This window comes from Treponema endosymbiont of Eucomonympha sp., from assembly GCF_001028545.1.
Map to the genome: position 1 here is coordinate 1 of NZ_BBPW01000038.1, position 6739 is coordinate 6739.

The 6739-nt window shown below is 54.3% G+C and carries 11 protein-coding genes and 2 pseudogenes; 8 read left to right on the forward strand and 5 right to left on the reverse strand.

The features are described 5' to 3' along the window. From AWU74_RS10080 to AWU74_RS10090, 3 genes and pseudogenes are all read left to right on the forward strand, one after another. Window positions 1–127, forward strand: a pseudogene (locus AWU74_RS10080) (IS5/IS1182 family transposase); the annotation flags it as partial. Window positions 128–367: 240 nt separating this feature from the next. Continuing rightward, window positions 368–556 carry a hypothetical protein gene (locus tag AWU74_RS10085; protein WP_162504721.1) on the forward strand — a complete coding sequence of 63 codons (189 nt, stop codon included), beginning with the start codon at window positions 368–370 and terminating at the stop codon, window positions 554–556. Then, a complete protein-coding gene (locus AWU74_RS10090; RefSeq protein ID WP_162504722.1) occupies window positions 547–753 on the forward strand; it encodes a hypothetical protein in 207 nt (68 codons plus the stop codon). Before AWU74_RS10085 ends, AWU74_RS10090 begins: the two co-directional genes overlap by 10 nt. On the opposite strand, the pseudogene AWU74_RS03070 reads toward AWU74_RS10090, so the two are convergent. After that, a pseudogene (locus AWU74_RS03070) lies at window positions 736–1489 on the reverse strand (IS5 family transposase). The gene AWU74_RS10090 and the pseudogene AWU74_RS03070 sit on opposite strands and share 18 nt — an antisense overlap. 85 nt (window positions 1490–1574) lie before the next feature. On the opposite strand from AWU74_RS03070, the gene AWU74_RS11480 reads away from it, so the two are divergent. Continuing rightward, window positions 1575–1748 (forward strand): hypothetical protein, encoded by a 174-nt coding sequence (locus AWU74_RS11480; RefSeq protein ID WP_187150809.1) that lies wholly within the window; start codon window positions 1575–1577, stop codon window positions 1746–1748. A gap of 204 nt (window positions 1749–1952) precedes the next feature. Here AWU74_RS11480 and AWU74_RS03075 read toward each other — a convergent pair whose 3' ends face one another. Both AWU74_RS03075 and AWU74_RS11485 read right to left on the reverse strand, forming a co-directional pair. Further along, window positions 1953–2258, reverse strand: coding sequence for a transposase (locus tag AWU74_RS03075; protein ID WP_062327457.1), 306 nt, complete (start codon window positions 2256–2258; stop codon window positions 1953–1955). After that, on the reverse strand, window positions 2248–2406 hold the full coding sequence (locus AWU74_RS11485) for a hypothetical protein (protein WP_162482110.1): 159 nt from the start codon (window positions 2404–2406) through the stop codon (window positions 2248–2250). The genes AWU74_RS03075 and AWU74_RS11485 overlap by 11 nt, the downstream gene beginning before the upstream one ends. Window positions 2407–3080: 674 nt before the next feature. Here AWU74_RS11485 and thyX point away from each other — a divergent pair. The 3 genes from thyX to AWU74_RS03090 all read left to right on the forward strand — a co-directional run bounded on the left by thyX (window position 3081) and on the right by AWU74_RS03090 (window position 5224). Then, window positions 3081–3917, forward strand: a complete 837-nt coding sequence (gene thyX / locus AWU74_RS03085; protein ID WP_062327464.1) for an FAD-dependent thymidylate synthase — start codon at window positions 3081–3083, stop codon at window positions 3915–3917. Window positions 3918–4076: 159 nt separating this feature from the next. Then, a complete protein-coding gene (locus AWU74_RS13125) occupies window positions 4077–4211 on the forward strand; it encodes a hypothetical protein (protein WP_306700925.1) in 135 nt (44 codons plus the stop codon). 14 nt (window positions 4212–4225) lie between these two features. Then, on the forward strand, window positions 4226–5224 hold the full coding sequence (locus tag AWU74_RS03090) for an NYN domain-containing protein (RefSeq protein WP_062327467.1): 999 nt from the start codon (window positions 4226–4228) through the stop codon (window positions 5222–5224). A 35-nt stretch (window positions 5225–5259) separates the two neighbouring features. Here the strand turns inward: AWU74_RS03090 and AWU74_RS03095 are convergent, their stop codons facing one another. Together AWU74_RS03095 and AWU74_RS13130 are read right to left on the reverse strand one after the other, a co-directional pair. Further along, window positions 5260–5640, reverse strand: coding sequence for a transposase (locus AWU74_RS03095; protein ID WP_162504723.1), 381 nt, complete (start codon window positions 5638–5640; stop codon window positions 5260–5262). 14 nt (window positions 5641–5654) lie between these two features. Continuing rightward, the gene (locus tag AWU74_RS13130; RefSeq protein WP_306700926.1) at window positions 5655–5789 is read right to left on the reverse strand and encodes a hypothetical protein; all 135 of its coding nucleotides are present in this window, start codon (window positions 5787–5789) and stop codon (window positions 5655–5657) included. Window positions 5790–6390: 601 nt separating this feature from the next. Here AWU74_RS13130 and AWU74_RS03100 point away from each other — a divergent pair. Then, a partial coding sequence (locus AWU74_RS03100) for a hypothetical protein (RefSeq protein ID WP_162504724.1) occupies window positions 6391–6739 on the forward strand: 349 nt, incomplete at its 3' end.

The window sequence follows — 6739 nt, forward strand, 5'->3', positions numbered from 1 at the left end:
AACCGTCTTCCGTGCCCTCAAGCGCTGGCGGGGAATTGCTACGCGCTATGCAAAGCTCACCGCTTCCTTCATCGCCGCCATTCATGTCAGGTGTTTGTTTCTCTACCTTCCAGTCCACGCTACCTAGCGCTTGCAAAAATAGCCCGCGCGTCCGGGCTTTCCGCCGTAACCCCTGCCATGCTCGACCGGTTGGGATAAAAATACAGTGAACCAGAAAAGCCGCAATGAGCAGTGCATTTTTGTCCGCTGGTGTCATGAAGCTGAGTGCAGGGACAGAAAAAAATGCGAGGCATACTGGCAAAACGAACTGAAAGCCATTGGGATAACGAAGCAAGAGAAAAGCATAAGAAGGAAAAAGGAGAAATAAATGAATTGTGATGTATGCGGTCAAGAGGTTGACGAGAACAAAGGGGTTGATGGCGTGTATTGGGGCAACTGCTACACATGCGGCGATAACCTGTGCGCAGGGTGCGCAGTAAAGCGCGGCGGGTGGAATGATGAGGGCGAGTGCATGGAGTGCGACAGGAAATACGAGGGAGCTAAACAATGCCGTTAAGAAAAGCGCGGGGCGATATGTACCCGTTCATAACCCACACGTGGAACCCTATCAAGGGTAAGTGTCCGCACGGTTGCAGTTACTGTTATGTTGACCGAATAGCGCGGCGTTTCGGCAAGGAGCAGAAAGTGGCGCATCTAGACGAGGCGGAATTGCGCTGCAATCTAGGTAGTGTGGACTTAAAGGTAGAGGAATAAACACCTGACATGAATAGCGGCGATGAAGGAAGCGGTGAGCTTTGCGTAGCGCGTAGCAATTCCCCGCCAGCGCTTGAGGGCACGGAAGACGTTTTCAATGACGTGCCGTGCCCGATACAGTTCATGGTTATACGCTCGTTGCTCTTTCCAGCTTTTAACCGGAGGGATGACGGTTGCTATATCCGCTTCCTTAAGCACATCGAGCAGTTCGTTCGTGTCATACGCTTTGTCCGCAAGAAACGCTTCCGCCTCTAAACCATCCATAAAGAGAGGCGCTTGGCTGCAGTCCGCGACAGTACCGCTTGTCACAATGCCGCTTGCCGGCATCCCGTACTCGTCAACCACAAGGTGCAATTTGCTGTTCAGCCCCCTTTTGTACGACTAATGTCCTGAGTGCCGCCTTGTGCTCCGCATGCGTCCGCGTGTGCCTTGATATACGTCGAATCTATCATACGGATATCCCCGGCAGGCTCGCCTATTGCGGCGTCCGCCAGCGTTTTCCCTTGTCCCGCCAACGGCAAAACCGCTTGTGTATGCTGTTCCAGTTCCCGAATTCTGGCGGCATGTCTCTCCACGGAGCGCCCGTGCGCGTCTGCCACGCTACCGCGTTGATAAACAAACGGTTGTCTTTCGCCACTCCCCCGCGTTTTCCTGCCTGTCCGGGCAGCAGGTCTTTTATCCGTTCCCACGCCTCGTCGCTTATATTGTGCCGATGAATGCCTTCATTTTTTTTCATACTTCCCATTTTACCTCTTTTCCTTATCTTTGGCCCACACTGGCTAGGTAGTGTGGACTGGAATGTAGAGAAACACGCACCTGACATGAATGGCGGCGATGAAGGAAGCGGTGAGCTTCGCGTAGCGCGTGGTGATTCCCCGTCAGTGTTTGAGGGTGCAAAAGGCGATTTCAATAAAAATCTCCTCAGCAAACGACTGAGAATTTCATTCATGCCTTCTATTTTATCTCTTTCTCTATATCTAGTCCACACTACCTAAAAAACAGCAAAGTTAGTTGGTTTTTCCTATAATTTTTGTTCATTTTTTTTGAAACTGACAACCTTCCAATCGATGCACTGTACAGATACGCAACATTTCGCATTCGGCGGTAGCCGAATGTTCGAGTTTCTGAAAAACTCGACATAGGAGGCGAGATTAGATAAAGGCGTGGACGACAGTCAGTGCCATCCAAGACCGTTTTGATTACAGCGCAAAGAATACAAACCGCCAGCGCTTAAGAGCACGGAAGACATTTTCAATAACGTGCCGTGCCCGATACAGTTCATGGTTATACGCTCGTTGCTCTTTCCGGCTTTTAACCGGAGGGATGACTGCTGTTATATCCGCTTCCTTAAGCATATCAAGCAGCTCGTTCGTGTCATACGCCTTGTCTGCGAGGAACGCTTCCGCCTCCAAATCCTCCATAAGGAAAGGCGCTTGATTACAATCCGCGACAGTACCGTTTGTCACAATGCCGCTTGCCGGTATCCCGTACTCGTCAACCGCCAAATGTAATTTGCTGTTCAGCCCCCTTTTGTACGGTTGATATCCTGCCCCCGTGCTTCCCTGCCTGTCCGGGCAACAGATCTTTTATGCGTTCCCGCGCCTCGTCGCTTATATCGTGACGGTGAATGCCTTCATTTTTTTTAGTCCACACTACCTAGGACGGGTTCACACTGTACAAAATATGATAACAAAAGGCATGGGACTGACTGAAGAGCAATATTGGCGGATACTGGAACCGCTGCCGAAGCAGCGGGGGAACGTAGAGATATAGAGAACCTGACGGCGCTCAACACGCTTGTTGATATATGTAAGAACGGGCGCTCATGGGCGGGCGCCATCCGAAAAGTTCGACAAGGGGCACACCATTTATGTGCGGTTCAGCCGCCGGACAAAAGCGGCGTATGAGAGCAGGTCTCCGCCATGCTTCAGCCGGGAAATGCAGTCGAAGCGAAGGTTTTTTCACTGGATTCGACATCGGTCAAAGCGCCCCTACGCTCATTGGGCGTTAAAAAACGATAAGGAAGCCGTGTGGCGGCTGGAACACAAAAATGCACGCAATGAAATATGTATTCTCTTTACTCTCCCTTGCCTGCATGAGCAGGCTTTTCGGCTTGCGCCGAGTCGGTACAGACGAATTTCCCCGACACGCGTGTGCGACGACGCGATTTCCCGATGTCATAGCGATGATTTTCTGCACGGTTGCTGACCGCCTTGCCGGAAGCAAATGCTTTGCGCTCTCGGAACGCTCCGCGCCTACACAACCGGCGGACAGACGCCGGTTGTATAACACGAACGTCTTGGCTATACTTTTGGGCGGAGGGTTTCATGGCGCATTGCGTAGTCCCCGAAGCGGAAGCTCTGCTCGACAAAGAGTTCCCCGTGCTGGATAAGGGTTTTGTCCGTCTGGTCGATTATCTCGGCGGAGACGCGCGAATCGTGCAGGCGGCGCGGGTGTCTTACGGCGAGGGGACGAAGACCGTGCGCGAAGACGGCGCGCTCATAGACCACCTGCTGCGGAACAGCCACACGTCGCCGTTTGAGCAGGTGGTGCTTGCGTTCCACGTGAAGCTGCCGGTTTTCGTCGCCCGCCAGTGGCTCCGGCACCGCACCGCCCGCCTCAACGAGATTTCGGGGCGCTACTCGGTGCTGCGCGGCGAGTTCTACGTCCCCCGCGCGGAAGACGTCGCGTTTCAGAGCGCGGATAATCGGCAAGGCAGGGCGGAAGAAGCTGCGCCGCCCGAATTCGCGGAGAAAGTCCGCGCATCGCTTGAGCGCGGACAGCGCGACGCCTACCGTGTCTACGGCGAGCTTATCCAGAGCGGGCTTTCGCGCGAAATCGCCCGCGTCTGCCTGCCGCTCTCGGTCTACACGGAAATGTACTGGCAAATCGACCTGCACAACCTCTTCCATTTTCTGCGCCTCCGGCTCGACCTCCACGCGCAGAAAGAAATCTGGGAATACGCGGAAGTCCTACTCCGCATAGCGCGGGCGGTGGCTCCGCTTGCGACCGCCTCGTTCGAGAACCACCAGCGCGGCGGAATATCGCTTTCGCGAGACGAAGCGGACGCGCTCCGCGTCATGCTGGGCGGCGGCGACTGCCCGTTTTCCGGCAAGGCGAAAGAACGCTTCCTCGCTAAAATCGAGCGTGGCGTGCAGCTATAAGGCATAAAGCCGGGCTGATCGGCGGCGCATAGTCGGCGGGGCTGCGCCCGCGAAGCCCCCGCGGGACGCAGCGCAAGCCTCGCTGCGTGTGCGGCGAGACTTATTCTGCACGCAACGAAGACCGGAATGCTGTGCAAAACGGCATAAAAAAGCGGACGAATGAGCGGAAAAGAGTATATCCCCGGAAGCGGCGGCGATTTTTTGAGGCGGGCAAAGACGCACGCCGCGCATGCGGCGGCACACGCGGACGGGCAGGGACCCAGCGCGGCGCTCAGCGGATATAACCCGCAATAGAGAGAAGGATACTTATGAAAAACATTGCAATCTTATGGGACATTGAGAACGTTACGCCGACCGCGGGGTCGGGTTATATTCAGTCGATAATCGACACGATTTCCGCGAAGGGCAAAATCTCGTACGCTATGGCGTTCGGCGACTGGAACCGCAGCCATATCAAATACACCGCGGGCGAGCTGGCGGCAAACAGCTTCGAGCTGATTCACGTGCCCGCCTCGCGGAAGGACAGTTCCGATATGTCTATGGTGGCGCACGGCGTCGAGCTGATTTTTCAGTACGCGCATATCGACGCCTACGTGCTTATCACCGGAGACGCGGATTTCCGCCCGCTGCTTCTGTCGCTCCGAAAATACGGCAAGGAGACGCTCATCATCTGCGACGTGAAGAACAACGCGTCGGAAGACCTGCTCAATATGGCGGACGAATACCTCGACTACCGCGAGATTATCGACGACGGCTCCGCCGACGCCGCCGCGGAGGATACGAACGGCACCGAGATTATCTCCAAGCCGCAGGCGTTCCAGCTTCTGGTCGAGACTATCGGCATTATGCTGGGCGAAAAGGAACAGGGCAGGAAGGGCGGACGCGACCCGGCGATAGGCGCGGTGAAAATCAGGATGAAGCTTCTGAACAGCAGCTTCGACGAGCGGAAGCTGGGCTACCGCACGTGGAAAGCGTTTATCCGCGAGGCGGCGCAGAATACGGCGGTGCGCTTTGCGGACGAGGACGAGCGCTCTCTGTGCCTCGACGCTGCCGCCGCGCGCGGCAAGATAACGGTGCCGGAAGTGTTCGCTGTGCTGTGCGCCTGCATTCCCTCCGGAGACTCGTGGACGAACTTTCAGGACGTATCGAGGCTGCTTGCGCGCAAAATCAACTTCCACGAGTTCGGCTATTCGCAGTTCAAAAAGCTGGCGCTCGACGCGGAAAAACGCGGGCTGGTATCGGTGCAGAATAACGGCTCGTCGTGGCTGATTAAGCGTTCGGCTACGCCGAACGACCGAATTCTTTGAAAGAACTCGGCAGAGAGTAAAACCTCTGTCCTGCCCTAGGTAGTGTGGACTGGAAGGTAGAGGAATAAACACCTGACATGAATAGCGGCGATGAAGGAAGCGGTGAGCTTTGCGTAGCGCGTAGTGATTCCGCGCCAGCGCTTGAGGGCATAGAAGACGTTTTCAATGACGTGCCGTGCCCGATACAGCTCATGACTGTACGCTCTCTGCTCTTTTCGGCTTTTAACCGGAGGGATGACTGCTGTTATATCCGCTTCCTTAAGCATATCTAGCAGCTCGTTCGTGTCATACGCCTTGTCTGCGAGGAACGCTTCCGCCTCCAAATCCTCCATAAGGAAAGGCGCTTGATTACAATCCGCGACAGTACCGTTTGTCACAATGCCGCTTGCCGGTATCCCGTACTCGTCAACTGCCAAGTGTAATTTGCTGTTCAGCCCCCTTTTGTGCGGCTAATGTCCTGAGTGCCGCCGTACGCCCCGCATGCGTCCGCGTGTGCCTTGATATATGTCGAATCTATCATAAAGGTATCCCCGTCAGGCTCGCCTATTGCGGCGTCCGCCAGCATTTTCCCTTGTCCCGCCGGCGGGAAAACCGCTTGTGTATGCTGTTCCAGTTACACCTATATTCCCGTCCACACCGCCGGCTCCTAAACACCTCTGCGAAAGGCGTTTATAGAGATTTATGAGTGGCTGATATAGGAGGCAGGTGATATTTTCGTTCTATTACGGTCATCGCGGACGTCATTCGTTACGTTTCTCGCCGTTTTTGCCAAATGTATGAATCCGCCTATTCACATTACGTCATCATTCCTTCAGCAATAGCAAAGAAAACCGAGTATCGTTTTGCGACATTGCTCCATATCATTTGCCTACCAAATAATAAAGGTGTTGGCAGGCAAAAACTCAAAGCCATATCTGTCAAATGACTTGTCCAATAAGGGTATTTCCATTGTGGTTTGACCGCGCGCTGGTAAGCTGCTTGACATTTTTTTCGTGGCTGATTATAGTAATTTTATTATTGGGCGCGTAGCGAAGCTGGCTACGCGCCTTATAAGACGGCTTTTTGTTATCTGTCTATTGTATATGGATTTAACTACCGGAAAACCGGCGTTAAAACACTTCGTAAATGCGGTGGTACCCAAACTGGTACCCGCGAAGGAGTTTTTTATGCGCATATCGGTTTCACGGCACAGCGAGTATTGCGTCTTCCGCAGGCAAAACAGTTCATGCTGGTACGCCAAGTTCTGGGATTATGAAAAATCAGCGTGGGCTTGCCGCCGGTCAACCGGCGTTCCTTTAGGCAACCCGAAGGCAACAGCGGAAAAGGCAGCGCGGCAGTTATTGACGGCGGGAGTGTTGACGGAACGCGATACAAGCGACAGCGGCTTCATTGCCTACCTGCAAGATTTCTGGCGAGCGGACGGGGAGTATTGCCGACAGGCGGCGACCGTAAAAGGCAAGCCTCTTTCGCCGACCTACGTCAAACACAATCAGGGCGATATTCGCCTGCATATCG

What these genes read in the sequence shown, in the direction of transcription:
- AWU74_RS10085 (WP_162504721.1), top strand. Translation starts at nt 368, where the DNA reads ATGAATTGTGATGTATGCGGTCAAGAGGTTGACGAGAACAAAGGGGTT.
- AWU74_RS10090 (WP_162504722.1), top strand. Translation starts at nt 547, where the DNA reads ATGCCGTTAAGAAAAGCGCGGGGCGATATGTACCCGTTCATAACCCAC.
- AWU74_RS11480 (WP_187150809.1), top strand. Translation starts at nt 1,575, where the DNA reads ATGAATGGCGGCGATGAAGGAAGCGGTGAGCTTCGCGTAGCGCGTGGT.
- thyX (WP_062327464.1), top strand. Translation starts at nt 3,081, where the DNA reads ATGGCGCATTGCGTAGTCCCCGAAGCGGAAGCTCTGCTCGACAAAGAG.
- AWU74_RS13125 (WP_306700925.1), top strand. Translation starts at nt 4,077, where the DNA reads ATGAGCGGAAAAGAGTATATCCCCGGAAGCGGCGGCGATTTTTTGAGG.
- AWU74_RS03090 (WP_062327467.1), top strand. Translation starts at nt 4,226, where the DNA reads ATGAAAAACATTGCAATCTTATGGGACATTGAGAACGTTACGCCGACC.
- AWU74_RS13130 (WP_306700926.1), bottom strand. Translation starts at nt 5,789, where the DNA reads ATGCTGGCGGACGCCGCAATAGGCGAGCCTGACGGGGATACCTTTATG.